At 44.7% G+C, this 25,087-nt stretch carries 20 protein-coding genes; 10 read left to right on the top strand and 10 right to left on the bottom strand.

Annotation, left to right across the window (positions count from 1 at the left end; genetic code table 11):
- Nucleotides 1-111: 111 nt before the first annotated feature.
- Both F6K57_RS12140 and F6K57_RS12135 read left to right on the top strand, forming a co-directional pair.
- Nucleotides 112-333, top strand: coding sequence for a hypothetical protein (locus F6K57_RS12140; protein ID WP_293067819.1), 222 nt, complete (start codon nt 112-114; stop codon nt 331-333).
- Nucleotides 318-1,310, top strand: coding sequence for an ABC transporter ATP-binding protein (locus tag F6K57_RS12135; protein ID WP_293067816.1), 993 nt, complete (start codon nt 318-320; stop codon nt 1,308-1,310). Before F6K57_RS12140 ends, F6K57_RS12135 begins: the two co-directional genes overlap by 16 nt.
- Before the next feature lie 40 nt (nt 1,311-1,350).
- Here F6K57_RS12135 and F6K57_RS12130 read toward each other — a convergent pair whose 3' ends face one another.
- On the bottom strand, nt 1,351-1,614 hold the full coding sequence (locus tag F6K57_RS12130) for a helix-turn-helix transcriptional regulator (protein ID WP_075902219.1): 264 nt from the start codon (nt 1,612-1,614) through the stop codon (nt 1,351-1,353).
- A gap of 123 nt (nt 1,615-1,737) precedes the next feature.
- Between F6K57_RS12130 and F6K57_RS12125 the strand changes: the two genes are divergently transcribed.
- A complete protein-coding gene (locus F6K57_RS12125; protein ID WP_293067811.1) occupies nt 1,738-1,992 on the top strand; it encodes a hypothetical protein in 255 nt (84 codons plus the stop codon).
- A gap of 196 nt (nt 1,993-2,188) precedes the next feature.
- Here the strand turns inward: F6K57_RS12125 and F6K57_RS12120 are convergent, their stop codons facing one another.
- The 3 genes from F6K57_RS12120 to F6K57_RS12110 form a co-directional block, all read right to left on the bottom strand.
- A complete protein-coding gene (locus F6K57_RS12120) occupies nt 2,189-2,524 on the bottom strand; it encodes a DUF5615 family PIN-like protein (protein WP_293026270.1) in 336 nt (111 codons plus the stop codon).
- 1 nt (nt 2,525) lies between these two features.
- Complete coding sequence (locus F6K57_RS12115) at nt 2,526-2,828, bottom strand: DUF433 domain-containing protein (protein WP_008185608.1); 303 nt, start codon at nt 2,826-2,828, stop codon at nt 2,526-2,528.
- A 159-nt stretch (nt 2,829-2,987) separates the two neighbouring features.
- Nucleotides 2,988-3,599: a Uma2 family endonuclease gene (locus F6K57_RS12110; RefSeq protein ID WP_293026267.1), complete on the bottom strand. Its 612-nt coding sequence runs from the start codon at nt 3,597-3,599 to the stop codon at nt 2,988-2,990.
- 250 nt (nt 3,600-3,849) lie between these two features.
- On the opposite strand from F6K57_RS12110, the gene F6K57_RS12105 reads away from it, so the two are divergent.
- On the top strand, nt 3,850-4,062 hold the full coding sequence (locus F6K57_RS12105) for a hypothetical protein (RefSeq protein ID WP_293067807.1): 213 nt from the start codon (nt 3,850-3,852) through the stop codon (nt 4,060-4,062).
- Nucleotides 4,063-4,310: 248 nt separating this feature from the next.
- On the opposite strand, the gene F6K57_RS12100 is transcribed toward F6K57_RS12105, so the two are convergent.
- Entirely contained in the window at nt 4,311-6,101 is a 1,791-nt protein-coding gene (locus tag F6K57_RS12100) for a M61 family metallopeptidase (protein ID WP_293067804.1), read from the bottom strand.
- 192 nt (nt 6,102-6,293) lie between these two features.
- Here F6K57_RS12100 and F6K57_RS12095 point away from each other — a divergent pair, with 192 nt between their 5' ends.
- From F6K57_RS12095 to pgmB, 3 genes are all read left to right on the top strand, one after another.
- Entirely contained in the window at nt 6,294-8,537 is a 2,244-nt protein-coding gene (locus F6K57_RS12095; protein ID WP_293026259.1) for an amylo-alpha-1,6-glucosidase, read from the top strand.
- Between the two features lie 543 nt (nt 8,538-9,080).
- Complete coding sequence (locus F6K57_RS12090) at nt 9,081-11,501, top strand: sucrose synthase (protein ID WP_293067801.1); 2,421 nt, start codon at nt 9,081-9,083, stop codon at nt 11,499-11,501.
- An 837-nt stretch (nt 11,502-12,338) separates the two neighbouring features.
- The gene (gene pgmB / locus F6K57_RS12085) at nt 12,339-15,320 is read left to right on the top strand and encodes a beta-phosphoglucomutase (RefSeq protein WP_293067799.1); all 2,982 of its coding nucleotides are present in this window, start codon (nt 12,339-12,341) and stop codon (nt 15,318-15,320) included.
- A 137-nt stretch (nt 15,321-15,457) separates the two neighbouring features.
- Here pgmB and F6K57_RS12080 read toward each other — a convergent pair whose 3' ends face one another.
- The 3 genes from F6K57_RS12080 to F6K57_RS12070 form a co-directional block, all read right to left on the bottom strand.
- Nucleotides 15,458-16,492, bottom strand: a complete 1,035-nt coding sequence (locus F6K57_RS12080) for a glycosyltransferase family 4 protein (RefSeq protein WP_293026252.1) — start codon at nt 16,490-16,492, stop codon at nt 15,458-15,460.
- 340 nt (nt 16,493-16,832) lie between these two features.
- A complete protein-coding gene (locus tag F6K57_RS12075) occupies nt 16,833-17,522 on the bottom strand; it encodes a Crp/Fnr family transcriptional regulator (protein WP_293026250.1) in 690 nt (229 codons plus the stop codon).
- A 1,052-nt stretch (nt 17,523-18,574) separates the two neighbouring features.
- Nucleotides 18,575-18,886 (bottom strand): hypothetical protein, encoded by a 312-nt coding sequence (locus F6K57_RS12070; protein ID WP_075902243.1) that lies wholly within the window; start codon nt 18,884-18,886, stop codon nt 18,575-18,577.
- Nucleotides 18,887-19,164: 278 nt separating this feature from the next.
- Here F6K57_RS12070 and surE point away from each other — a divergent pair, with 278 nt between their 5' ends.
- On the top strand, nt 19,165-19,848 hold the full coding sequence (gene surE / locus F6K57_RS12065; RefSeq protein ID WP_075902245.1) for a 5'/3'-nucleotidase SurE: 684 nt from the start codon (nt 19,165-19,167) through the stop codon (nt 19,846-19,848).
- 185 nt (nt 19,849-20,033) lie between these two features.
- On the top strand, nt 20,034-20,972 hold the full coding sequence (locus F6K57_RS12060) for an NAD-dependent epimerase/dehydratase family protein (RefSeq protein ID WP_293067795.1): 939 nt from the start codon (nt 20,034-20,036) through the stop codon (nt 20,970-20,972).
- Here the strand turns inward: F6K57_RS12060 and pgsA are convergent.
- On the bottom strand, nt 20,918-21,469 hold the full coding sequence (pgsA, locus tag F6K57_RS12055) for a CDP-diacylglycerol--glycerol-3-phosphate 3-phosphatidyltransferase (RefSeq protein ID WP_075906374.1): 552 nt from the start codon (nt 21,467-21,469) through the stop codon (nt 20,918-20,920). The two genes, F6K57_RS12060 and pgsA, sit on opposite strands and share 55 nt — an antisense overlap.
- A 223-nt stretch (nt 21,470-21,692) precedes the next feature.
- The gene (locus F6K57_RS12050) at nt 21,693-22,670 is read right to left on the bottom strand and encodes a hypothetical protein (RefSeq protein WP_293067793.1); all 978 of its coding nucleotides are present in this window, start codon (nt 22,668-22,670) and stop codon (nt 21,693-21,695) included.
- 1,195 nt (nt 22,671-23,865) lie between these two features.
- Here F6K57_RS12050 and F6K57_RS12045 point away from each other — a divergent pair.
- Nucleotides 23,866-25,035 carry a glycoside hydrolase family 68 protein gene (locus F6K57_RS12045; protein WP_293021163.1) on the top strand — a complete coding sequence of 390 codons (1,170 nt, stop codon included), beginning with the start codon at nt 23,866-23,868 and terminating at the stop codon, nt 25,033-25,035.
- The last annotated feature ends 52 nt before the right edge of the window (nt 25,036-25,087 follow it).

Genomic DNA, 25,087 nt, shown 5'->3' with positions numbered 1-25,087 from the left:
GTTAACGGCCTTGGTGTAAGGGAACGATAAATTTGCCCAAAATCCCGAGTATTAGTCCAAAATTCTCCCCATCTCCCCATCTCCCCATCTCCCCATCTATTTTTTGCGAGAATGAAACAGCCCTGCCTTAAAAAAGGGGGGAGCCATACTCAAAGTCCCCCTTTTTTAAGGGGGACCAACGGGGGATCTCCGAGGCAAGAAAACACGCCCTACTCCCTACTCCCTATTCCCTACTCCCTGCTCCCTGCTCCCTGCTCCCTACTCCCTACTCCCTTTGCTATATCCTATAAACTATACTTAAATTCTCAATTCTTCCCTTGTCACCAATCCTAGACCTTCGTAATCTAGAAACACGCTTTTTCACCCCAGCTGGTACTGTCCATGCTGTCAATGGTATTTCCTTCCAGGTCAATCAAGGGGAAACCCTAGGGATTGTTGGTGAATCCGGTTCTGGTAAAAGTATCACCGCCCTGTCGATTATGGGACTAATCCCCTCACCTCCTGGAAAGATTACCAATGGTGAAGTCATTTTTGAAGGGCGTGACCTCCAAAAGCTTAGTGAGGGGGAAATGCGGAAAATCCGGGGTAACCGTATCGCGATGATTTTTCAAGACCCCATGACTTCCCTTAACCCAGTACTAAAGGTAGAAAGGCAAATTACAGAAGCCCTACGGTTACACCAAGGGATGACCCGAGAGCAAGGAAGATCTAGGGCGATTGAACTCTTAGAATTAGTCGGAATTCCTGGTGCAGCGGAACGGATTAGTAACTATCCCCACCAATTTTCTGGAGGGATGCGCCAGCGAGTCATGATTGCCATGGGATTAGCCTGTAATCCCCAGTTGCTGATTGCCGATGAACCTACCACTGCTTTGGATGTGACCATCCAAGCTCAAATTGTAGAATTAGTCAAGAAACTGCGCCAAGAAATTGGCATGGCCGTGATTTGGATTACCCATGATTTGGCGCTATTGGCGGGATTAGCGGATCGGATTTTAGTGATGTATGCCGGTCAAGTAGTAGAACAAGCATCGGTGATGGAAATCTATAAAAATCCTCGCCATCCCTATACTATTGGTTTACTCGATAGTATTCCCCGTCTGGATGAACAGCGCCAAGAGCGTTTGCAGACCATTGAAGGGTTACCACCAGATTTAACCAATTATCCCCAAGGTTGTCCCTTTGCGGCTCGTTGTCCTTTCGTGATTGATAAATGTTGGCAGAACGATCCCACCTTGGAATTAGTAAGTGTTGACCATGAAGTGGCTTGTTGGTTGAAGCCAGAGTTGAATCGAGGCGTTGTTAATTGAGAATTAACAAACAACAAGAATTATTCTACCCAAAGCCAGTCTAGGATTCCTCTTCGTCTTGGTTTTCGATTTGGTCTTCTATGAATTCCCCCAGGTAAAGCTTGACGAATTCAGCAGCAGCGGAGGGATTGATACTCTGGAGTGCTTTAGCAATATCCGCAATGGTTTCCCCGCTAGGATCAGTTTGCTCATGAAACCAGCGAAATACCACCGATGGTCTAACTCCCAGTGTTACGGCCAATTTGTTTTGGCTGATGCCGTGGGTTGCTAAGGTTTGTTTGAGCGCTTTTCCTACTTTTCCCATGACCTCGATCGTGTCAAAAGATCATGAGCTAGTAAATCTTTACAGATCTGCGAATATCCGATAGCCTTTTAATATTCGCAGATCTGCGAATATATTTGTTAACTAAAATTTGGGACAAGCCAAATGCTCAAGAGTTTTCTAGGTGATTCTAGCCAAGACACCTCAGCATCGATTAAGCTTCAAGCCTCTAGGGAGCCAGTTTCTGGCAGAGAATATGTCAAAGTTATAGTGATTGGTTCACTCAAAGGGGTAAAAAAAATAATTCACGCCCTATATATCAGAGGATTTGCTGAGGTAACGGAGTGGACTCAGCCGGTGCCAACTGGTAATCCTGGTGAGGTGATGAGAGTTTTGAGGCGATTGGTTTTTGTTGATTGAGGGTTTGCTTTGCGATCGCTTTTCCCTTTCCCTCCCCCCATACCCCCCAAAACAGCGGGGGGCTTATACCATTTATTTAGCGATGCAGTGCGATCGCAATCTTGTAGGGTGCGTGAACGAGGCTTTTGAGATCACTAATCCATGTCAGCCATGCAAAGCGCGAGTGGGGGGAACCCCCGTGAGGCCACTGCATCGCTTATAAAAACTCCACCTTTCCTGCGATTTCTTCAGCCTCAAGCACCTCCCAAATCAAAATTAATCCCTGCAAAATTTCACCGATGGAGCGACGTCCCTTCACACAATAAACAACTCCGCAATGTTCAAAGCCAGAATTGTGTAATTTCAAAAAATCACTATCCTGAGTAAACATCACTCGCCCCTGGCTGTAAGCAAATCTTAATTGCTCCTCATCCGAAGAGGAAATTAATCCTGCATCGCTAGTGGTCGTAACGTCAATCTTTCTCCGCCTTAACCCGTCAGCGATGGCCTTGTTGACATTCTCATCTAAGTGAAACCGAATTGTCTGAGGCATCTTACTGCTTTAACTTTTGCTGAACCAAAGACGGTGTTTTTTCTTGCATATCACGGGCAAATTCTTCATCCTCACGAATCTGTTGCCTGATTTCCTCAAAATGGTCATGATAATAGGCTAAAGCAGCATAGACATCTGCTAAGGTAATGGTTGGGTATTGTGAAACAATTTCATCCGGCGACAATCCTATTCTTTCGTGCCAAATGACAATATCCTCAACCCGAATACGATGACCGGCAATGCGAGGTTTGCCACCACAAACCCCCGGTGTAATTTCAATATGCTTTGATATGACACTACTCATGTTGTCTCCTATTTATACACTGGTTTTACCATTATATAGCATTTTTCGCAGTTATGAGGTACACTTTTCAACCTCAAAGTCCCCCTTTTTAAGGGGTATTTAGGGGGATACATTTGTCCATCATGACTACGATAATTGCTATATATCTAACAATAATATCTAAATTAGACTAGAGCAAAAAATATGGTTAGCAGTTAAACTAAGATTCGGAAAGACTTTGGAAACAAGACCATCATCATTTCGGAATAATTGTTTTTTATACTCATCATCTACCAAAGTGCAAATTGTAATTGTTGGTTGTTTAGGTTTACCAATATAATCTCTACCACCAATGCCCAGATAATCGACAATCCAGTATTCAGGAACACCTAGTATGGCATAATCTTCAACTTTACGAGCATAATCGTTCTGCCAATTGGTGCTAACAACTTCAACAACAAGCTTGATTGAGGTTCCCAACGTAATCACAGGCTCTTTTTGCCATAAAGGTTCATTTACGAGCCGAGTTCTATCTAATACAATCACATCAGGACGAAAAGCTGTTTGAGTTCCTAAAATTTTGATCAGACATCGGTAGGGAATAACATAATCTGGGTATCCTCGGTCAATTTCGACATTTAACTTCCGTCCCACAAACCCTGCTACTTCCTCATGTGGTCCCGTAGGTTCCATGTCAATTAGTTCCCCATCGATTAGTTCATAGCCTTCTTTGTCACCATACTGGGTAATAAACTGATCAACAGTTATAAACGTTGGTAAAGCTTGAAGCATTACAATCGCACTCCTTATCAGGATAAAATCATGCTGGCAGTGGTAAGCTGCTATTATGATTAATGATTAAATTATAACTGTCAATCGTGGTGGATAAAATATATATAGCGTTTATTGCATTTACCAGGTACGCTTATCAACCTCAAAGTACCCCTTTGTAAGGGGGACCAACGGGGGATACCTTTGTCCCTCATGGGATAGATAATTGCTATAATGAAGAAAACTAAGTTTACCTAAAATAAAAAGCATCATGACAAAAACTACCTTTTCAGAAATATTAGAAGCAGCGGATGAACTTCCCTTAGAGGATCAAGAAAATCTAATTAGTATTTTAATAAATCGTCTTCGCTCTCGGCGAAGAGCCGAGAGAATTAGAGATGTTAAAGAAGCTCAACAAGAGTTTGCCGAAGGAAAATGTCAACCCGTTACTCCTGAACAGCTCACATCGGAAATTCTATCGTGACTTTGTAAGCATATGCGCTACGCGAACAGCTGTCAGCCATCAGCTTAAAATCAACCTATGCAGGTCTATGGCCACACTACGGGAACGGGAGAATTTAATAGTTCGAGATTAATGAGAATTGAAAGTCTGGGGAAAAGCGCGAACAGGTTTGTGGCACAGGCTTCCAGGGTGGCACAGGCTTCCAGCCTGTGACCTAACCCATAAACTGATAGCTGATAGCTGATAGCTTAATGCTGATAGCTTATCCCTCAACTCATCTTGGCTAAAGATGCCCCTAACCACCCAGAAAAATTATGCTGCTGGACATTGGTAGGATTCTTCACTGGCATCACTTGGTAACGACTGGGTTGAGATTTCCCTAATGTAATCGGTAGAGTGACCAATTGATCCTGATGGAATACACTAAGCTCGATAACATCACCAGCTTCGTAATCTTTTAAGCGATCGCATAATTGCTCCCCATTGACTCGCAACCCATCAATAGCCAGTAACTGATCACCAGCATCCACTCCTGCCACTGCCGCAGGAGAATCCATCTCCACAAACTGGATCCAGTCCTGACCATTCTCGGTCTTCACCTTCACCCCCAAGTAAGGCACAGATTCTTCATCCACAGCCACCACTTGTAAGCCAAAGGGTTTGAGATACTGATTGAAGGGCAATTCCCCAGTACCCTCAATAGTCTTCGAGAAGAAATTACTTAAATCTAGCTCTGCTACCGATTCTATTACCTCTTTTAGTTGTTGGGGAGTAAAGCCAATTTCCTGTTTACCAAACTGCTCCCACATCTTCCTGATCACATCATCAAAGGATCGCTGGTTTCCATGGCGCTCCCGGATTAACAAATCCAGCAATAACGACACCATTTCCCCTTTCAAATAATAAGAAATTTGGTTATTATCACTATTCGCATCCCGTCGATAAAGCTTAATCCAGGCATCAAAACTCGACTCACTCAGGGGCTGCACCTTACGTCCTGGTGTAGTTAAAAACCGGGTAATTTCTTTACTCAAATTTTCTAACAACGTCTTAGCATCATAGATACCAGCCCGTTGGGGAATTAATAAGTCATAGTAACTGGTTGTTCCTTCACAAAACCACAACGATGTCGTATAATTTTCCTGTTCATAGTCAAAGGTTTCTAGGGCTAATGGTCGAATCCGCTTAACATTCCACAAGTGAAAGAACTCATGAGCCACCAGTTGCAGGAAGCGATTGTACTTATCCTTTGCCCGAAAACCAAAGCGTGAGTAAATTAACGAACAACTATCCTTATGTTCCAGTCCCCCAAAGCCACTACCAGTTAGATACAGCAAGAACAAATAGTGATCATAAGGTAAACCCCCAAACAGCTCAGCTTCTACCTTGATAATCTTTGTAGTATCCTCAATAATCCGCTTTGGGTCAGCATTCCCCTCTCCCCAAATTGCCAATTTATGGGGTTTTCCCAAAACCTCAAACTCATAGAGCTTATGATCACCAATTTCAAACGGACTATCGACTAAGGTATCAAAATCCGTTGCGTTGAAGGTATTATATTTTCCTGACACTCGCGGTAAGGGTGTGGTCACCCGCCAATCGGGATTAGGTGGCGCGATAGTAACCTGGCAAGGGTATTGTTCAAATCCTGGGATGAACAAGAACAGAGCAGCACCATTAAAATAACCGTGGCTAGCATCTAAGTGATTAGTCCGTACCGTTAATTCATTAGCAAAGATACGATAACGCACAGTGATAGCCGACCCATCACCAGTTTCCACTAGCCAATGATTCTTGGCCAGTTTCCGCCACGGTAAAGACTGGCTAGGATTACCCGTATCCGCAGAGAAATCTTGTAAATGTCGAGCATACTCCCGCACTAAGTAAGAGCCTGGAGTCCAAACTGGCATCTTTAAATCTAACAAAGGGGCTTCCCAGCCTTCCACTTGCAGCGTTACCTCAAACAGATGGGATTGAGGCTGAGGCATAGCGACATGGTAGTGAATAGCTAAGGTACTAGTGGCTGCGCTGCTCCGAAAAATAGTTCTTGCTTCAGTCATTACTCAAGGTTAGGGATTACCATTTAGCTCTTAGGGTAGCAATCCTCTGAGGACTCGACCTGTCAAAAAAAATTGATAATTAACTTGGGTCATGTCCATGTCTCCCGACCCTTACCACAGCGGTAGAGAGAGACTGATGACATCCCCCAAGCGCCCACCACTAGTTAAACCCAAAGCCCCAGCGCTGATTTTATGGATTTACAGATTATCGAACGAGATGGTAGACGATATCTTCCTAGCGAGCAGTTGTCGATGACCGAATGGCCCACCACCTCAAGACTTCTACCAACCCTTCCTCTCAAAGTAGATGACCTGTTTTTAATCACAGATACCCTAGGGAATATTTCGGGGAACTTAGAAAACGAAACTAATAGCACAACCGGGTTATTTTGTCAAGATACCCGCTTTCTCTCTCGCTTAGAGTTACAAATAGAAGGGCAACTCCCCATTCCCCTGAGTAGCACTGCTGAAGAAGGATTTGCCCTATCGGTCATGTGTTGTAATCCCCGCTCACCTAATCTTCCCCCAAAAACCCTAGGCATTCAGCGGCAGCTAGCCCTCCATGGTGGCTTATGGGAAGAAATTGTAATCACCAATTACGACACTCAACCCCTTAGCTTCACCGTCAGCCTCAGTTTCGATGCCGATTTTAAAGACTGGTTTGAAGTTCGGGGTCATCAGCGACAGCAACGGGGAACTCTGCTGCGTTCATTACCGCCTGATATCGATTTAGATACCCTGCTAACCCTAACTGAGTTCAACACCAATACCATTAACCTAGCTTACCAGGGACTCGATAACTCCCTGATTGAATCTCAGATCTACTTTATGCACCGTCTCCCAGACACCTACAAAGGAGACACAGCGGTTTGGGAATTGTGCCTCAAGCCTGGGGCTACTGAAACTTTAGGCTATCGACTGGAACTGGTCACCCACAAAGCGCGAATCACTAGAGCTAAAATTCCAGCCACCCTTGAACAAGCTAAGACCGCTAACTTACTCCAAAACCAGGAATGGTATAAACAGGTAACTCACATTAGCTCAGATAATGAAACCGTTAACCAAGTGATTTCTCGGGCAATACGAGACATCTTTTTACTAAGGCAGACTATTAATGGCTGCACAGTTCTTTCCGCAGGAGTACCTCGGTTTTCCACCTTGTTTGGACGAGATTCCTTAATTGCTGCCTCACAAACCTTAATTCTTGACCCTACCATTGCTAAAGGTACTCTGGAAATTTTAGCCCACTACCAAGGCCAAGAGGATAACCCATGGCGGGATGAGCAACCGGGTAAGATTTTGCATGAACTACGGGTTGGGGAATTGGCTCGCTGTCGGGAAATTCCTCACACTCCCTACTACGGTACAGTTGATGCTACCCCACTCTGGCTGATGCTCTATGCCGAGTACTATGCTTGGACCAATGACACAACTACCCGAGACTTGCTCTGGCCCAATGCTTTGGCTGCCATGGATTGGATTGATCGTCAATCTCAGCAAAACGGCTATCTCTGTTATCAGCGCCAGTCCAAAAAGGGTTTGCGTAATCAAGGCTGGAAGGATTCCGGTGATTCCATGGTCACTCGTGATGGTACCCTAGCAACGGGAGCGATCGCATTATGCGAAGTCCAAGCTTATGTCTATGGCGCTAAAGTTAGGCTAAGCCATCTGGCCAGGATCAAGGGGCGAATTGATTTAGCCGAGCGTTGGGAAAACCAAGCCCAGGAACTCAAGCAACGCTTCAATCAGGATTTTTGGCTAGACGACCTAGACTTCTGTGCCTTAGCACTAGATGGAGAAGGAAAACTCGTAGATAGCATAACCTCCAATCCTGGTCATTGCTTGTCATTGGGTATTTTTACTCCAGAAAAAGCAGCTAGTGTAGCAAAGCGGCTGTTAGCACCAGATATGTTCAATGGTTGGGGGATTCGTACCCTCAGTAATCAATCCGCTGCTTACAACCCGATCAGCTATCACGTCGGATCCGTTTGGCCCCACGAAAATTCCTTGATTGCGTTAGGATTGCGATCGCTAAATCAAGTCGATCAAGCCTTAGAAATTGCCAAAGGCATGATTGACATGACAGTTGAGCAACCCTACTATCGTCCTCCAGAACTATTCTCTGGTTACCAGCGCACTCCCAACAGCTCTCCGGTCAAGTATCCAGGAGCCTGTCCTCTCCAAGCCTGGGCAACTGGCAGTATTTTCCAACTGCTGCAAATGATGGTGAATTTGCGACCGGATGCTTCAGGAAACAATTTACATATTTTCAAACCAACTTTACCAAATTTTATCAATCAACTCTTAGTTCGTAACTTGCGGATTGGCTCAACGGTGCTAGACTTGCAATTGGAACGAGCTGACACAACCACCACCTGTAAAGTGGTCAAAAATTCCGGTAACCTCACGGTTGTGATCGAAAGCTCATCCAGTTAATAGCAAAGGGAAAAGACAAAGCATAGCGCTATAAATTTGTCCGATTTGACAAAGGTAAGGCTTTCATAGAATTGACCCTTACCACTGAGCGCTGATCTCCCACGCACTTCCTTTATACTTGCTGAGTGCCGATGATCGGCAAGCTGTCTTGACCATTAGTGCGTGGGAGTTGAAACCTATTGTTCAGGGTGTTTAAGTGTAGGTGGGGTATCGGCAGGTGCAACCTGTGGCGAATTTAATTCTTCATGGGTCAAGCACACCTAGCAAAATTATTTTAATCATAATTAAAAGCTTAATTGTTTCCATGTATTTTCCAACTGCCTTGTCGATCTAGGGGAATCATGTAAATATGGCGGTTGCTTACTTAAAGCTTGGCACACCCCGCCCTAATTCAAATCACGATAGTGGGGTAAGCGATTGCCCCACTGCCAGAAGATCCCAAGGAGTGAGCCAATCTCCGACGACAATCCTACTCCCTGCTAGCCAAGGGCTAGAGCGGGAGTAGGTTACAGACCCACCATGGACAAGACACGCTAAGTTACTATGTCTAGTTTGTTACGAGCTGTTCTCCAAAGTAACGAGAAAGCTGATTTGCGTCAGTTTATCAGCCAACTGCGATCTGAACAAGAGCAGTACTTTCTAAGGAATCAGATTCTGCAAGCGTTTGATAATTACTGCACTACTCATGACAAGCCTGCTTACTTTAAAAGAACTTCCTCTATCGCCGAACTACTGAACTATACCCACGAAATTATTCTGGAAGAGAAAAACCTTTGGCTTCTCCTGCGGACAAGGGTTGCTTCTCAAGAAATCTATCGGCTGGCAGCGGATTTGACCAGTTTTGAACCAATGCCAGTGGAGGAGTTACTAAGCTTACGCGATCGCTGGGTTAAGCGCTACTTCCCAGAAAAAGGGGGTCTGCTAGAAATTGATGTTGGTCCGTTTTACAAAAATACTCCTACAATTCGTGACCCGAGAAAGATTGGCAATGGGCTGGAGTTTCTTAACCGTTACCTATCTAGCCAATTATTTGCTGACTCTGAGCAGTGGCTAGAGGAGCTGTTGAAAAACTTACAAGCGCACCACTACGACCACACACCATTACTGCTCAACAACCGGATTGACTCAACTACCCAACTCTTTGAAAAGGTTAAGCAAGCACTAACATTAGTGGGAGAGCTACCAGCTCACACCCCCTATGAAAAGTTTCGCTTCGAGCTTCAAGTTCTCGGTTTTGAAGCAGGTTGGGGTAACACTGCTGGTCGGGTGCGCGAAACCCTAGAACTCCTCGAGCGGTTAATGGACGCTCCTGATCATGCAGTACTCGAAGCCTTTATTTCTCGTATTCCCCTGATATTTCGGGTTGTTCTGGTTTCCGTTCATGGCTGGGTTGGCCAAGAAGGAGTCTTGGGTCTTCCCGAAACCGCTGGTCAAGTGGCATACGTCATCGACCAAGCCAGTAGCCTGGAACAAACAATCCAAAACAATATTAAACTCTCAGGTCTTGACGTTCTTGGTGTCGAACCAAAGGTGATCGTTCTGACTCGCCTAATTCCCAACTGTGAAGGTACCCAGTGCAATCTACGCCTAGAAAAAATCCAAGGCACCAGCAACGGTTGGATTTTGCGGGTTCCTTTCGAGGAATTTAACCCAAACGTCACCGACAACTGGATTTCCAAATTTGAGATCTGGCCCTATCTCGAATCCTTTGCCTTAGATTCAGAAAAAGCCCTGCTAGAAGAATTCCAGGGTCGTCCAGACTTAATTATCGGAAACTATTCCGATGGGAGTTTAGTTGCGTTTCTGCTAGCTCGACGCCTAAACGCTATCCATGGCAGTATTGCTCACACCATGGAAAAGCCTAAATATCTGTTTAGTGACCTCTACTGGAAAGACTTTGAGTCCCAATATAACTTCTCCATACAATTCACCGCTGATTTAATTGCGATGAATTCAGCAGATTTCATTCTGACCAGTACCTATGAGGAGCTTGTGGGAACACCAAACAGTGTAGGCTACTACGAGTCTTACAAGTCTTTCAGTATGCCTGAACTTTATCATGTGGTGAATGGGATTGAGTTATTCAGCCCCAAATTTAATGTGGTACCACCAGGGGTCAACGAAAACATTTTCTTTCCCTACACTCAGACATCAGACCGGATTGCCGACGACAGTGAACGGGTTAAAGACTTGCTGTTGACCAAGGAAGACCCCGAAATTATCGGCTATCTCAACAGTCCTAACCAGCGCCCGATTCTCAGCATTGCGCCCCTAAACTCAATCAAGAATCTGAGTGGCTTAGTGGAATGCTTTGCCAGTTCAAAAGAACTTCAGGAACAGTGCAACCTAATTTTAATCACTAGCCATGTCAGGGTTGAGGACGCCACTGATCCAGAAGAGAAAGGGGAAATCGAGAAGCTCAACCAGCTAATTGAGCAATACCATCTTCACGGCAAAATTCGATGGATCGGACTACGTCTGACCACCCCCGATATCGGCGAATCCTACCGAGTGATTGCTGATTTGGGGGGAATTTTAGTCCATCCTGCTCGCTTTGAAGCCTTTGGTCTCACCGTTTTAGAAGCCATGGTCTCCGGTTTACCAACATTTGCCACTCAATTTGGTGGACCATCAGAGATTATTCAAAACGGCGATAATGGGTTTCTCATTAATCCCACAGACTTGAAAGAGACTGCCGAAAAAATTCAGCAATTTATTTCAAAGTGCGAACACACCCCTGACTACTGGCAGAAAATTTCTCAAGCAGGTATCAAGCGAGTTCGGGATAAATACAATTGGCAGTTGCATACCAAGCAGCTCCTCTCACTCGCCAAAATTTACGGATTCTGGAGTGAAACCTCTAAAGAAAGCCGAGAAGCTCTACTGCGCTACTTAGAAGCTTTGTTCTATCTGATTTACAAACCTAGAGCGACAAACTTACTAGCCAAGCATAGCTCGCGTTAATCAGAGATTATGGGCTATAAAAAAGTGAGGAGGGGGAGCAGAAAGCATCACAACTGAATGGTTGAGCTGACTGTTTCTAAAGTAATGCTTAAAAGCATTTAAATTCTACTGATTTTAAGCTAATAAGAACTCACTCTTAGTTAATTCCCTCGTAATTTCCGGTGAATCTGGAATTTGCTAGCTAAGATGCACCGCAATGGACATTAGTCCGCTCGTTGTAATGGTTACGACACCTACGAATGACCGCCAGCTCGTAGCCCTGTCGCTAGTAGTTAAAGTGAGGGAAAAATGTGCTGCTAGCCCAACCAGCCTTTACAACATTCCCGTTCGCGGAAGCGGAACTAAGTCCGACAAACGTTACTCCTAATCGGAGTTGTAGAAAACTAATGCAACGATGGAGGCTGATTCTAGAAATTACTCGTTATAGAAATTACTAGTTATTAAGCTTCCTATCGTTAACTGACCTCAACTGATTCTTCCATGTCGGCTACCAACAGCTAACCAAAGATTTGTTGATATGTCAGTTAATGCGGAAATCGCATAAAAATTAGTGAATTCACTAATTATGGGCAATCTGCCTGAGCCAATAACTATTTCAATTAATTGCTAGTAGCCTTCCCTTGACAGCAGGGGTTTAGATTGTCGGGTATGGGGTATGGGGAAAATCTGGTGTTAGTGATCCGAGTTTCAAGGGTGGCGTTGTGCCATCTTCTGTTCACAGCCCCATTACCCCTATCTCCCACTCCCTAAAGCCTACACCCGTTTGCCCCACAAGCGAAGGGAAGCGTTTGACCTCACTCAAGGAACCACCCACCACAGCAACACTAACGACTAACTATGGATGCCAAAGTATCGTCCCCATCTAGCTCTAACCACATCTACACCGACTGGACAGTAACTGAGACCAAGTTTGATCCGACTCAATTGCACTACAAGGAAACCGTTTTTACTATTGGCAATGGTTACCTCAGTACCCGAGGTAGCTTTGAGGAAGGGTATCACGCTGCATGGCCAATGACATTGATTAATGGTGTCTACGACGATGTGCCAGTTGTCTATACTGAACTGGCTAATTGTCCTGATTGGCTACCTATAGTGATAGTTGTAGAAGGTGAACGCTTTCGTCTTGATCAAGGCGAGATCTTGCACTACGAACGTCAACTTGACCTGCATCGAGGCAAGCTAACTCGTGATGTGCGTTGGCGTACTCCTGGTGGTAAGACTATCGATATCCATATCGAGCGTTTTGCCAGTATGGCTGATGACCATCTGTTAGCCCTTCGCTGTCAAATCACTCCGGTGGATTTCGATGGGGCAATCGAAATTCAAGCCAGCATCAATGGTTACCCAGATAACCAAGGGGTGCTCCACTGGGAATGGTTGAAACAGGGTCAGATTTCAACTGGAACTAACCAGACATCCGAAGGCAGTATCTGGTTACACGTTCGCACCCGTCATACTGGAATCGAACTGGGTATGGCTTCGAGAGTCAGTGTCAGTGGTGTTGATGATGCCCAAATACAGCTCAAGGGCTGTGAAGGTCACCCCACCTTAGCCACTACCTTACAAGTGCGCTCAGGACAGCTGGTGACCCTGGATAAAGTAATTAGTGTGTTCACATCCCGGGACACCGAAACCCCAGAAAAGGTAGCCCAGGAACACCTGGTCAACCAACCGGATTATCTCACCCTATTCTCTCGACATGAGGCAGCTTGGGATAAGATTTGGCAAGATAGCGATGTTGTCATTGAAGGGGACCTCAACGCTCAGATTGCTATACGCTACAATTTGTTCCAACTGTTCATTTGTGCTCCCCGTCATGATGACCGGGTGAATATTCCCGCTAAAACCCTTTCTGGTTTTGGCTATCGGGGTCACGTTTTCTGGGACACAGAAATTTTTATGCTGCCCCTGATGATATTAACTCAGCCCCAGATTGCCAGGAATTTGCTGACCTACCGTTACCATACTTTACCTGGGGCAAGGCGTAAAGCTAAGCTTCAGGGCTATCCGGGAGCCGTTTACGCCTGGGAAAGTGCTGACACCGGTGACGAAGTAACCCCTCGCTGGGTTCTCTCCGCTGAGAAGGATGGAGACCCAATCCGAATTTGGTGTGGCGATCGCGAACTCCACATCACTACTGATGTAGTCTATGGTATCTGGAAATATTGGCAAGCTACCGGTGATGATGACTGGGTGGTACGTTACGGTGCTGAAATTATCCTAGATACAGCGGTATTCTGGGGAACTCGGGTTGAGTGGAATGGTAAACGGGAGCGCTATGAACTCCGGGATGTGATTGGTCCGGACGAATACCACGAAGGGGTAGACAACAATGCCTTCACCAACCGCATGGTTCAATGGCACCTAGAGACTGCTCAGTTTGTCCTAGACTGGTTACGCCGGGAACATCCACAGAAAGCTAAAGAACTGGAAGAAACACTGGAGCTAACTCCAAGCCGAGTTAGTCTGTGGTCTGAAATTATCCGTCGGATGTGGATACCCTATGACCATGAAAGGAACTTAATCGAACAGTGTGAGGGGTTCTTCCAAATTGAAGACATCAACCTGGAAGATTACGAGCCACGTACCCGTTCCATGCAGGCTATCCTTGGCATTGAGGGAGCAACTAAAAAGCAAGTACTCAAGCAGCCAGATGTCTTGATGTTGCTATACCTGATGCGGGAGCAGTACGGCGTAACCTCTAACCCAGACAAATATCGGGAAATTTTGCAACGAAGTTGGGACTACTATTCTCCTCGCACCGATCACACCTATGGTTCGTCCCTCGGTCCTGCGGTTCACGCCATCCTCGCCTGTGAATTAGGAAAGACCGAGGAAGCTTATGTACACTTTATGCGGGCAGCGATGGTAGACCTAGAAAATGTGCGGCGTAACGCTCATGAAGGAATTCATGCTGCTTCCGGTGGTGGTCTATGGCAAGCTATAATCTTTGGATGTGCTGGGATCAAGTTCACAGACAACGGACCGGTTGCTACTCCCCACTTCCTACCGGGCTGGACACGTCTGAAGTTTAAGCTGCAATGGCGTGGACAGAAGTACGAGTTTGATCTAAATCCAGAAACCAGTACTCAAACAGCCCAATCTGGGGCTACCATCTCCTCAAGTTCTCGACCCCCCGGCTCTCCAGCTCAAATCCAGGGTGTGATTTTTGACTTAGATGGCGTAATCACTGATACCGCAGAATATCATTACCAAGCTTGGCAAAAACTAGCTGATGAAGAGGGTATTCCCTTTAATCGCGAGGCCAACGAAGCACTGCGGGGTCTTTCACGTCGAGAGTCCCTGATGGAACTTTTGAACGGTCGCTCAGCCACAGAAGAGCAACTCCAAGAGATGATGGATCGCAAAAATAAGTACTATCTGGAATTGATCAAGAACATCTCTAAGGCTGACTTACTACCTGGAGCTCTAGAGTTACTGATTGAACTCAAGGAAGCTGGTATCAAAGTTGCCATTGGCTCCGGTAGCAAAAATGCCAAGGAAGTTATGGAACGATTGGGTATTAGCGATCGCATTGATTCCATTTCTGATGGCTACAGTGTGACCCGCTCTAAGCCAGCACCAGATCTCTTCTTGCACGCAGCACAGCAGTTGGGATTGGAACCCGCTTATTGTGTAGTAGTAGAAGATGCCGGATCTGGTGTCGAAGCCGCTCTAGCTGCTGGTATGTGGGCTGTGGGACTTGGTCCGGTTGAACGAGTTGGAGCAGCCCACCTGGTGTTACCCAGTCTCGAAGGCATACACTGGAGCAACCTCCACAAACAATTGGCAGGGAATCGTTTAATTCCTTGTTAGGGTATTTGAGACTAAATATTTGGAACTAAATTGGCTGGGTGAAGTCTAATTCACCCAGCCATATTTTTTTTGTTACAGTCCTAAGTACCGAGTAGCGAGTGCTGAGTGTCAACTGGCAAGTCCTTGTATACACACACTCAGCTATGCTGTTCTAGCAGTTTCTGATAAGCCGCTTCATAGCCATCAACCATCTTGGGAACACTGAAGAACTCTTCGACATACTTACGGCATTCTTCGCGAGAGAGTTTAAGAGCCTCTGGAATGGCAGCGTTCATATCCTCAGGAGTGGCACAGATTATCCCAGTTTTCTTGTCGGCCACCACCTCCGGTACAGAGCCAAATCTCGTGGCAATCACTGGAGTCCCAACACACATCGACTCAATCATCACCAAACCAAAAGGTTCAGGCCAGGTAATCGGAAATAGGGTCAAGCTGGCTTTGGATATTAATTCCACCTTCTGTTCATGAGTCACTTCACCCAAGAATTGAATTTGTTCACCGTCAATTTGAGGAGCAACTTCTTCTTCGAAGAACTTCCGGTCAACTGTATCAACCTTGCCTGCCATTTTCAACCGCCACCCAGTTTCACGGGCAATTCTGATCGCATGATGAGGTCCTTTCTCTTGTGACAAACGACCCAAAAATGCCAAGTAGGGGGGGTCAGCTGCTTCAGGATTGAACGGATAATCGTCAATCTGAACACCATTGTAAACGGTGGCAATGTAATTCATATCCGGTCCGGATGACCGCTGATGATTACTGATGCTAATATGGGGTATGTGGCGGTATCGCTCATAAATCTTGCTAATATTAGGGCCAAAGCGACCATGCATGGTAAAAACCACAGGGGTCTTAATCCTTTCCATAACCAAAAAGGCTATTGGTCCTAAGTGAAGGTGAATTAAGTCAAACTGATCAGCGACCTCGCAAATTTGAGTCAATTGCAGTAGCTCGTAAATTAGCGGTACCTCTACGGAGGGGTCAAGGCGCAAAGCCTGAGGAGCCACAGAGTCTAGTTTTGCCTTAGTGATCGAATCTCCAGAGGCAAATAGAGTGACATCGTGACCGCGACGAACTAATTCATCAGTGAGGTGGCTAACCACTAGTTCTATCCCACCATACCCTGGTGGGGGAACTCTCTCCCATAAGGGGGAAACTTGAGCTATCCGCATATTATAGTCCTCCAAAAATCTTCTAAATTAGCTTGATTGAGAGCTAACAAAACTTAAGATGGTGTATCTATCACAAATAAAAACTGATTCTGCTATCTTACAGAAAGTTTTTAGCTTTTGGGAAGAAGCTAGACGTAATCTATCTACATGCTCCGAGAGTAAGTCTCTACCATACAGGTGTAGATAGGTTAATTAATTTAAGTTTTATTTAACTTTATGAAGAAATATTAGCTTATATTAAGTAATCTATCAAGCTCGATATTGGTAAATTCAGCCAAATCTCCTAACCAAGGCCCACGCCTCCCTGATGGCGCAGGTAGCACCTAGAGCTAATCTTGCCTCATGAGCTACTTCGTCTGACAAGCTGAGTTAGCGGCTTGATATTCATCAAGCGCATAGTCTGCTGCTCCGGGTCAGTCTTAATCCAGCCCTTACTCTCCAGCTTTTCCATAATTTTGGTAGTATCCTCCACACTGATATCTGTGATATCAGCTAAGTCTTGATAGGAAATGTTATATATTTCTGTGCCTTTTTCAGTGATTTCACCGTAATTGTCTGCCAGACCAACTAGAGTATTGACTAAATTAACCGCTGGAGGCTGATAGCGATTTTGCAACCGAACATTGCTCTGACGTAACCGCCGCACCATCAGTTGTAACATGCGATGGTGCAACTGGGGATCTTTAAAGAGAGTTTGAATAAAGCGTTGCGCAGAAATGGTCAGTAGTCGCACGTTCGACATGGCAACGATATCGGTGGAGCGGGGAGATTCATCAAGAATTGCCATTTCACCAAAAAAGTCACCCCGACCCAAAATTGCCAGTGTGACATCGTTTTCACCGCGTAAGTGTCGCACTTTAACCCAGCCGGAGACAATAAAGTAAACAGCATTACCCCAAGCATCCTCCATGATGATAGCTCGGTCGGTCGGGTACTCATGCTCCACCGCAATGGATTCAAACCATTCTAAGGTTTCTGGGCTAGCTGTATTAAATAGTGGGAAAAGCTCACTATAAGCTGTAGTCTGCATTAGGGTTCTTTAAGCTGAGATTGAAGGTAATGATACGCAGTAGTGACGATCTGGGACTGCTTGGACACTTCCTAGCCTAGCAGTGAAGTGATAGTGGTTAACCACATTCTAATGAACCAACTCTAATGAACCAACAAGTAAATAAAGGTGAAGACTGATAATACTGTCAGCTGTGGACTGTTGAGTGTTATCGTTCACCAGTTACGTAGATAATTTAATTCCACCCTCCCCTACTAACCTGTCGCCCATTTAAATTTAATAGTTTAGTGCCTGAACCCCTTTGTTGGTACTGATGCGTGAAAATTAGATGGGAACTTAAATCTTTTAGATGGGAACTTAAATCTTTGATTGTAGCTTTGATTGTACTAGGAGAGTCTTTTTTTCCTAGAGTATGAACCTATTCACTACCAGAAGGTAGTTAGAGCATCCCGAATCTAAAACCCTCTATCAGTTAATTCTGCGACCCAAAAAAATTGACTACATTTAACACTAGCTATTCCCGTTGTTTTAACCCCAGGTTCAATTGGGAATTGCATCTCTATTAGCACCAGCCCATCTCAGACCATAATGAAATAGCCCTGGTATAACGGTTACTTTTTTTTTTCTATCCAGGTTTTAACGTACTTTTTGCCGTTTAATCCTTTTTTTCAAGGATGTTAACCCGTTAATTCAAATTTAAAATAAAGGGTAGTTTTAATTTAAAATTAACTAAAATGGCCAAAGTTTTGAGGAACTTACTGTATTTTTAAATCCTGACTAACCGGATTTTTTGAACTTGTAGATCATAATCTAAATTACAAACACCAGTTCTCAGGGATTTAATAGTCGTCAATTATTTCTTAGTTTTTGTTTTTATAATGGTATCGACCTTACCATTACTCTTTCAATATATCCTTATATCTTCTCTTAGAGAAGATATAAGGATAAAAAATTGTGTCTTGGCTTACTCTTACTAACTATGGATAGAGTAGCATGGTAATGCCCTCCACCACTTCTTGTTAAAGAAGCTGACGGCGAATAAAGTCAGCGCCTTGAGTTTAATAACTGCGGCTCTATTGACAAACAGTTTCCCTGGTTCGAATCTGCCTATTGTGAGCTTGGGCAATTCTCTGTTTCCGATTTTGGGCAATGGCTTTGACTAGTCTAAAAGGATTAATACCGTGTTCGTTAGCATAGCGTAAGATATCTTGCAGCTCTTCTTCGGTAAAATTAACAGTTGGCTGAGAGTGGGTAGATGGCTGATTTTTGCTATTTTGAGTCATAATCCTGGTTTGCCAATAGGTTGAAAGTTGTAGATGTATCCCTGACTTGCCATAACAGTTGCTTGAAAGATTTTGAGCTGAGGTTGTCAGATGGCTGATCATGGGCAGCTATACCCATTGAGCGGTCAGCTTACGGGCTACTTTCCTGGGTAAACAGCTATTAGCTCGCTCTTCTGTACGGAGATCAGAGCTTAAGTTCAATAGCTAAACCAAAAGCTAAGTTTATACCCAAAGGAAGTATAAGGGTGCAAATGCTCAAGCAATTTGAGATGATTGGTTTTAAGTTTCTAATACGGTTTCGATATTCCTTGATAGTTTGGCTTGGATTAGATCGTTTCCCATACTCAGCTGTTAATGATTAACCACTAACGACTAAACTAATGACTATAATCCTAACGAACGACGATGGGATAGATGCTCCCGGAATTAAAGCACTAGAGCAAGCGGTCAACGGTAACGGTAATTTTGTAATTATCGCTCCGAAGGAGCATCATTCAGGCTGTGGCCATCAGGTGACTACATATAAACCGATTCACGTCCAACGTCGGTCAGACTATGAGTATGCAGTCTCTAGTACCCCAGCGGATTGTACTCGCCTTGCAATATCACATATTATACCAGAGGTAAAGTGGGTTCTGTCAGGTATTAATGCTGGCGGTAACTTGGGGGTTGATGTCTACATTTCTGGTACAGTGGCGGCGGTTAGAGAAGCGGCGATACAGGGAATACCAGGTATTGCGATTTCCCACTGGATTAAAAAACCTTGGGTGATTAATTGGGAGGTGGCGAGTCGTTGGACAGCTAGGGTGTTGGCGGATTTGTTGAATCGTCCGATTGCTGCTGGTACTTACTGGAATGTGAATTTACCTCACTTGGAACCGGGGTCACCTGAGCCAGAGGTGGTATTTTGTGAACCGAGTACTCAACCGTTACCGACAAAGTATCGTGTGGAGGGGGATCACTACTATTATGAGGGGGAGTATGACAAACGCGATCGCGCTCCTGGTACTGATGTAGATGTGTGTTTTTCGGGTAATATTGCTGTGACTCAGTTGCGACTTTAAGGTATCAGGACTTACCCAAAACTGGGCACCAAACCCCCTTAGGTAGTAGGGTGCCCCTACTAGTAGAGTAAGTGCCCAAGTCCTGACCATGCTATGGGTGGTTTGGTTTAGAACCACGAAGGCACAAAGTCCGCCCAGAGGTAATTAATAAATCAGTGAATCAAAGTTTTTAGTAATTAGTGACCATGCGAATTTTAATCATGGGTGGTACCCGGTTTGTTGGGGTTTATTTAACCAAGGTTTTGGTGGAGATGGGTCATGAAGTGGTGCTGTTCAATCGGGGTAATAAGCCAGCGCCACTGCCAGGAGTCCAACAGATTCATGGCGATCGCAAGGATCCCAATCAGCTCAAGGAAATGTTATCGTCTCAAGAGTTTGATGGAATTTTCGATAATAATGGTCGGGAGTTGAGTGATACTCAACCGTTAGTGGAAATTTTTAAAGACCAGGTGCAGCATTTTGTGTATATGAGTTCGGCTGGAGTGTACTTGAAGTCAGATCAGTTACCCCATCTCGAAGGAGATCCAGTTGATCCCAATTCTCGCCACAAGGGTAAACATCATACTGAGGCTTACCTACAAGAACTTGGGGTGCCGTTTACAGGGATTCGTCCAACTTATATCTATGGTCCCCAAAATTATAATGATGTGGAGGCTTGGTTTTTTGACCGGATTGTTCGCGATCGCACTATTCCCATCCCTGGTAATGGCATGCACATTACTCAGTTAGGTCATTGTCAGGACTTGGCGAGGGCAATGGCAGCAGTATTGGGGAATAAGGAAGCGATTGGTAAAATTTACAATGTGTCCGGGGAACGCTATGTCACCTTTGATGGTTTAGCACGAACCTGTGCTATGGCCTGTGGTAAGTCGGCTTCAGAGGTCAAGCTCGTGCATTATGACCCGAAGCAGTTTGATTTTGGTAAGCGCAAGGCTTTCCCATTTCGATTACAGCACTTTTTTGCTGATATCCATAAGGCTAAGACGGAACTTAACTGGCAACCGGAGTATGATTTGCTTTCCGGACTGAAGGATTCCTTCGAGAATGATTATCTCGCTTCAGGTCGGGATCAAGCTGACGTGGATTTTGCCGTTGATGACCAGATATTAGCAGGTAACAGGTAAACTAAACCAGAGATTAAGGTTAGGACCACCGATAGCCAGAAAAGGACTAGGGATGGGATGATCCAGGTGTCGGGAGTTGGAGCAATTAAAAGTGCGATCGCACTAATTTGACTGACGGTTTTGAGTTTACCCCAGATATTGGCTCCCTGTATGCTAGTGCTACCGGATAACTTGGGGTTAACTCGCCAACCTGCGATCGTTAACTCCCGTGCCAAAATCAAACAGACTCCCCAAGCGGGGACCTGACCTAGCTCAATTAATGCTAGTAGGGGCGCGAGTACCAAAAATTTATCGACTAATGGGTCAAGGAATTTGCCTAAATCAGTAATTTGGTTCAGTTTACGAGCTAGATAACCATCTAACCAATCCGTTCCAGCAGCAAGGAGAAAGATCCCGAAACCGATCCAGCGGCTTTGGTCAGTTGGGTGATTCAGGAAGTATAGGATAAAGGGCAACCCCAGTAAGCGAGAAAAGGTAATCCAGTTAGGCAAAGTCATTCTGGTAATCGGTAATGGGTAATGGGTAATCGGTAATTGGTAATTGGTTACTGACCATATTAATTTTAGGGGCACAGGCCGTGCCCCCTTAAGCATTTCGTCTATGGAAGTGAGAACCGACAGAGGAGAGGGAATAAATTTAGTATGTACCTCATCAAACTGAGAACCCCTATCATTCCTCTTCCTCGTTTCCGATTGCCTATTGCTGAATTCCCGAAGACGTCTAATGAACCATTGCTGGTTCAAGCACTATCAAATTGCCCTCCTCATCAACTGTGATCGGCAGAGGTTCGCTGATATCGCCGAGAAAGCTCCCGTCTAGAGCGAAATTACGCCATGACATAAAGTACCAGATCTGATCAGGACCTTGTACCAGTTTCCCGGAATAGAGCCGCTTCACTGAATCAGCCCAGAGCGCCCTTGGAGCAGAAAATGGTCCTAAAGGATTATCAGCAACCATGTAGAACGTTCCCGTGAGGTTACTATCAACAAACTCTCCTGGGGGGATCGAGAAGAGCAGATAGTAGCGCCCCTTGATAAGAACCACTTGCGGACATTCCATAGTCCCGAACGTCATAGGCTCAGTTAATGGTGGTAATACTTGCCAATCAATCAGGTTTTGTGAAGTGGCATGAGCAATCACGCCCCGACTTTCAGCAGGACCATAGTTAACCCGACCAGTAATTAAAGCATGAAATTCCCCTGTTTCTGGATCCTGAAACACCCAAGGATCGCGCCAGGCTTCATCGAACCAAAGGTTTTTCTCAGGGTGCTCGAGATCATACTTCTCGTAGTAGCGACTATCAGCCTCGATCACCGGGTTTTTCGGATGTTTTTCCCAGTGGATTAAATCTTTGGAGGTCGCAAGGCTGATGCGTTGGATTTTTCCTTGCTCTTTGCGATCAGTGCTGGTGTATGGGAGATACCACAGGCCATCATGACGAATTACGCAGCCAGTCCAATTAGTGTACTCATCCACGTCACCATAAGCTTCAGGCTTCATAGCATCTGGTAGAATCTCCCAGTGCCGTAAATCCTGAGAAACAGCGTGACCAAATGAAACATGCCAATGTCGGTCTTCTGGATCCGGTAAATCCTTAGAAGCTTGCAAGTAAAATAAGTGATAGTCGGAAATATCTTGAGCTAGCCAGAAGTCCCAGATCCATTTATCTGGGATTTGTAAACTGTGATTAGGAAGCATGAGTTACCTGCTTTTGTGTAAGAGTATTAGTTAGTGAATAACTGTGACTAACTCCCTAGAACAGTTAGCCTCTTTACTAAGGCGTCAACTAGAGAGTATAAAGTAATAATTCGGTAGTAGGGTAAGGTAAGTAAAATTCCTTACCGCTTAATTAAATCCTATCTAACTAATTATTGTGTAATTTATAGAAGCAACGCCTAATGATTAAACAATAGTCTATGTATCCAAGCCAATTTTTTTTCCTGAATACATTAAACTAGTGAGGAATTACGTACTGATAGGAGTGAAAACTATATCTATACTTTGGACGGGCATAAAGTTTGAGTTTGATTTAGCTATCAGCAAATACCATCACTGTTGACCGCTCAAAGCATAGTAAAGCATAGTGTTTTAATTGCTAAATTACCCTCTAATCAGATAATCAGAGAGTTACTACGTAATTCCTAATATTGATTCAGAATAGGTTAAGGCTATACCATTTAAGCGAGGTCTGTACTCGCTTTTTTACCTATCACTACCAAACTTATTCCAAGATAACAAATAGTGTTGGGAAAATGTCACTAGCCAAATTGCTGATTGATTGCGATCAAAATCAAATCTTTAACTTGTGAAGACATAGACGAAGATTTAACTAAGGTGAGATTACTAGGATGTAAGCATTTAGCTATCAGCTCTCAGCTCTCAGCTCTCAGTTCTCAGCTCTCAGCTTTTTAATAAAACAGGTAAGCATTGCTTTAATTTCTGTTAAGTTAGCTGACCGCTGACCGCTGACCACTGACCACTGACCACTGACCGCTGAATGCTTACACTAGGACTTACGCAGCTGAAAGGAAAACCCGAAGCCAAACTCGAAGCCAAACTCGAAGCCAAACTCGAAGCCAAACTCGAAGCCAAACCCTAATTTTAGGGTTCTAAGGCTTGCAGCCTCTAGATAAGATCTCAGCCTATACCTTGATGCTTACCATTAGCAAGCCTACCGATAAGAGCCTAGATCGCGTAATCTTAATGTAGCATTAAGTATTATATGTGGAGCAGATTTGGCGATCCCAAATCCTTGGGAAATTCTCAGTATTTATACTGAGATTGTGCCCCATATCCCTGCAATTTGATGGATCCCCTTGTCAAAAAAATAATAGATTGATTTAATAAAGTAATATTTCCTTAACAAAACTAAAAATATCTTAAGCAGAAGCTGATGATACAACAACTCGATCACGGCAGGAGCGACGCTGCGACCTTAGAGCAACTGTTCAACCATGATATCAGCATCCAGACAACGCCTCATCAACCTGCTCCAAGTAAAACAGCTCTCTCAAAATATCTCCTGCTTTACCTTCAAGGAGGAAAGGATTTAGAGGGAGTGCCTTGGCAGAGAGGGGAAATGGGTGGGGCTATTCTTAGTGAAGATTTGTCTGTAATTAAGCACTTAGGTCCTGTGTTTCAGCCAGACCGGGATGACTACTGGCGAAGCTCTCGCCTTCTAGCAGGAAGCTTACGGTTGGTAAACGAAAATTCCCTGTATTTCTTTTACGGTGGATCTCCAGACCGTCCTAATTTGCTTCATGAGTATATTGGCTTCTGTAAGGGAATCATTAGGGATAATCACGAGATTGATTGGCAAGCTCCCCAACTGATCGAATTTCTTGATTGGGAGAAATACTACGATTACTCCGACCATCCATTGATGCCAGACCAACGTCACCGCCAGTTGCGGGATCCTTTCCCCATCTTTCACGAAGGCAAGTATTGGATGTTTCTATCTGCTGCTGCCAAGACAAATTCCCAACCCAAGAAAGGCTGTATTGGTCTAGCAGTAGCAGATCAACTCGAAGGACCCTATACACTCTTGCCACCAGCCCTGTTTCCTCATTTCATGACCGATGAAGGTGAGCAAGGTCTCTTTTACGAGTGTGAACGAAGCCACGTTTACTATAAAGGAGGAATGTGGCACATGTTCTTCTCTGTGATGAAGCAACATGTGGATCCCCGTTGGCTTGAGCAACTTGGTGATGACGCTGCCTCGATTACTGACTCCAGCCTGTACCATTTTGTCTCGCCACAGATCAACGGTCCCTATCAGCCAGCAGGGGTGGTACCGGTGGTGAAAGGATCCTCCGAGTCTAACTTGTATGCGATCAACTTCGAGCACAATAACCAACAAGAACTGATCGCTTATGGATTAAATTTAGGAATGCAGGAACTGGATGTTTCTGGTCAGTGGAAAGTGTTGTGGGACAACGATTATCCAGAAATTAAGAAAGTAAGTCCTTCTGGTCAGCAGAGTGTTGCTGATCCCTCGTCACTATTATATGGACGTGAGGGATACTTTATTTGGGATGCAATTCTATTCAAGCTACCTGCCTAAGGTTAACTAGGTTACCAGGTTAAAGGTTATCTTTTGAAGCTTTAACGTAAGC

Origin of the sequence: Moorena sp. SIO4A5 (assembly GCF_010672005.1) — a bacterium.
Taxonomy (GTDB): Bacteria; Cyanobacteriota; Cyanobacteriia; order Cyanobacteriales; family Coleofasciculaceae; genus Moorena.
The sequence above is the reverse complement of the archived record's forward strand: the minus strand, read 5'-3'. Positions and strand labels throughout refer to the sequence as shown.

What these genes read in the sequence shown, in the direction of transcription:
- F6K57_RS12140 (WP_293067819.1), top strand. Translation starts at nt 112, where the DNA reads ATGAAACAGCCCTGCCTTAAAAAAGGGGGGAGCCATACTCAAAGTCCC.
- F6K57_RS12130 (WP_075902219.1), bottom strand. Translation starts at nt 1,614, where the DNA reads ATGGGAAAAGTAGGAAAAGCGCTCAAACAAACCTTAGCAACCCACGGC.
- F6K57_RS12125 (WP_293067811.1), top strand. Translation starts at nt 1,738, where the DNA reads ATGCTCAAGAGTTTTCTAGGTGATTCTAGCCAAGACACCTCAGCATCG.
- F6K57_RS12120 (WP_293026270.1), bottom strand. Translation starts at nt 2,524, where the DNA reads ATGCCTCAGACAATTCGGTTTCACTTAGATGAGAATGTCAACAAGGCC.
- F6K57_RS12115 (WP_008185608.1), bottom strand. Translation starts at nt 2,828, where the DNA reads ATGAGTAGTGTCATATCAAAGCATATTGAAATTACACCGGGGGTTTGT.
- F6K57_RS12110 (WP_293026267.1), bottom strand. Translation starts at nt 3,599, where the DNA reads ATGCTTCAAGCTTTACCAACGTTTATAACTGTTGATCAGTTTATTACC.
- F6K57_RS12105 (WP_293067807.1), top strand. Translation starts at nt 3,850, where the DNA reads ATGACAAAAACTACCTTTTCAGAAATATTAGAAGCAGCGGATGAACTT.
- F6K57_RS12100 (WP_293067804.1), bottom strand. Translation starts at nt 6,101, where the DNA reads ATGACTGAAGCAAGAACTATTTTTCGGAGCAGCGCAGCCACTAGTACC.
- F6K57_RS12095 (WP_293026259.1), top strand. Translation starts at nt 6,294, where the DNA reads ATGGATTTACAGATTATCGAACGAGATGGTAGACGATATCTTCCTAGC.
- F6K57_RS12090 (WP_293067801.1), top strand. Translation starts at nt 9,081, where the DNA reads ATGTCTAGTTTGTTACGAGCTGTTCTCCAAAGTAACGAGAAAGCTGAT.
- pgmB (WP_293067799.1), top strand. Translation starts at nt 12,339, where the DNA reads ATGGATGCCAAAGTATCGTCCCCATCTAGCTCTAACCACATCTACACC.
- F6K57_RS12080 (WP_293026252.1), bottom strand. Translation starts at nt 16,492, where the DNA reads ATGCGGATAGCTCAAGTTTCCCCCTTATGGGAGAGAGTTCCCCCACCA.
- F6K57_RS12075 (WP_293026250.1), bottom strand. Translation starts at nt 17,522, where the DNA reads ATGCAGACTACAGCTTATAGTGAGCTTTTCCCACTATTTAATACAGCT.
- F6K57_RS12070 (WP_075902243.1), bottom strand. Translation starts at nt 18,886, where the DNA reads ATGATCAGCCATCTGACAACCTCAGCTCAAAATCTTTCAAGCAACTGT.
- surE (WP_075902245.1), top strand. Translation starts at nt 19,165, where the DNA reads ATGACTATAATCCTAACGAACGACGATGGGATAGATGCTCCCGGAATT.
- F6K57_RS12060 (WP_293067795.1), top strand. Translation starts at nt 20,034, where the DNA reads ATGCGAATTTTAATCATGGGTGGTACCCGGTTTGTTGGGGTTTATTTA.
- pgsA (WP_075906374.1), bottom strand. Translation starts at nt 21,469, where the DNA reads ATGACTTTGCCTAACTGGATTACCTTTTCTCGCTTACTGGGGTTGCCC.
- F6K57_RS12050 (WP_293067793.1), bottom strand. Translation starts at nt 22,670, where the DNA reads ATGCTTCCTAATCACAGTTTACAAATCCCAGATAAATGGATCTGGGAC.
- F6K57_RS12045 (WP_293021163.1), top strand. Translation starts at nt 23,866, where the DNA reads ATGATACAACAACTCGATCACGGCAGGAGCGACGCTGCGACCTTAGAG.